Origin of the sequence: Deinococcus pimensis DSM 21231 (assembly GCF_000519345.1) — a bacterium.
In the GTDB taxonomy this organism is placed as follows: Bacteria; Deinococcota; Deinococci; order Deinococcales; family Deinococcaceae; genus Deinococcus_A; species Deinococcus_A pimensis.
Genome location: NZ_KI912642.1, coordinates 1 through 1,490, shown reverse-complemented (window position 1 = coordinate 1,490; position 1,490 = coordinate 1). Strand labels below are relative to the sequence as shown.

The window sequence follows — 1,490 nt, the reverse complement described above, 5'->3', positions numbered from 1 at the left end:
CGTCGCCGCGCGGGCGGCGGCGTCCACGACGGGCAGCAGGTCCTCCGCGCGGAAGGGTTTGCGGACGAGGCCGACGGCGCCCACCTCGTTCGCGCGGCGCTGCTCCTCCTCGCTGACGATGCCGGAGATCAGCACGACCGGCACGTGCGCGCGCGAGGGGTCGGCCTTGAGCTGCTGGCACAGCTCGAAGCCGCTCATGCCGGGCATCAGCACGTCGGCGATGACGAGATCGGCGGGCTGCTCCGCGAACGAGACGAGCGCGGTCTCGGCGCTGTCCGCCATGCGGACCGTGTACGCGTGCGGGCGGAGGATGATCTCGAGCGCCTTGCGGACGCTGAGGCTGTCGTCTACTACCAGAACCTGGGTCATCGTTGCACCTTCTTGAAGGGATCGGAGGGAGGGGTCAGAGGCGCACCGCGCCGGAGGCGATGGTGCGCGGCACGTCGGAGACGTCACCGCTCTGGAAGTCGTAGTCGGCGTTGAGCACGGTGCGCGCGCCCGTGACGATGGCGTGCAGGGCCCGCTCGCCCAGCTCCAGACCGAAGCGGGCGTGCACCACCTGCCCCGCGCTGAGCCACAGGTCCACGTCGCTGGAGATCAGGGAGAGGCGCAGCCGTCCGGAGCGGCGGCCCTGCGCGAGCGCGGAGAGCACCGTGTCGATGCCGAGCGGCTCGACGGGGCCGCTCGCGTTCACGTCGGACGCGCCGTCCAGGTCGAGGACGAGCCGCAGCTCGTTCAGGATGCCGGGACCGTCCGTGCGTTCGGGCAGCGCGAGGTCGCGCAGGCCGAAGCGGTCGTCCTCGGGCGCGCCAACGAGGAGGAACACCACGTCCGCGTACTGGGCCTCACTGCGGACGATCTCCAGCAGCTCCATCCCGCTCATGTCCTCGAGCTGCGCGTCGCACACGATCGCGTCCGGCAGGAGCCGTTCGAGCTGCGTGAGGGCGTGCAGGGCGCTCGTGGCGGTCTGCACGTCGCACCCGGCGAGCCGGAGGTAGGCCGCCGCCGTGCGGGCGCGCTCGCCCTCGGCATTGATGAGCAGGATGGTGCTGCGGGAATTCACGCCAGGTGCCTCGTTCCTCGCGTCAGGTCACGGAGACGACGCGTCAGGTCCAGCTCGTCGATGGGTTTGCTGAAGTACGCCGTTGCTCCCAGATCATAGGCCAGTTGCTGGTGTTTGTCTCCCGCGCGGGTCGTCATGACGATCACGGGCAGGTGCGCGGTGTCCGCGCGGCGCCGCACCTCCTCGATGAGTTCGTAGCCGCTGACCCTCGGCATCTCGAGGTCCGTGAGGACCGCGTCGAAGGCGGTGTCCTCACGCAGGACGTCCAGCGCGGCCTCCCCATCGGAGGCGGTGACGACGGTGTACCCGGCACGCTCCAGCATACGGCTCACGACGCGGCGCACGCTGAGAGAGTCGTCGACGAGCAGCAGCCTCGAAGGGCGCGCGGCCCTCGGCGCGGCGCTCACGGCGCGGGTGGCGGCGCGCG

3 protein-coding genes are annotated in these 1,490 nt (G+C 71.1%); all 3 read right to left on the bottom strand.

The features are described from left to right. On the bottom strand, nt 1-369 hold a 369-nt coding region (locus tag DEIPI_RS30520; RefSeq protein WP_045234174.1), incomplete at its 3' end, for a response regulator. Nucleotides 370-403: 34 nt separating this feature from the next. Next, the gene (locus tag DEIPI_RS35545) at nt 404-1,063 is read right to left on the bottom strand and encodes a response regulator (RefSeq protein ID WP_027481875.1); all 660 of its coding nucleotides are present in this window, start codon (nt 1,061-1,063) and stop codon (nt 404-406) included. Further along, nucleotides 1,060-1,490: response regulator (locus DEIPI_RS30510; protein WP_045234169.1), on the bottom strand; the 431-nt coding region annotated here is incomplete at its 5' end. The genes DEIPI_RS30510 and DEIPI_RS35545, both read right to left, overlap by 4 nt.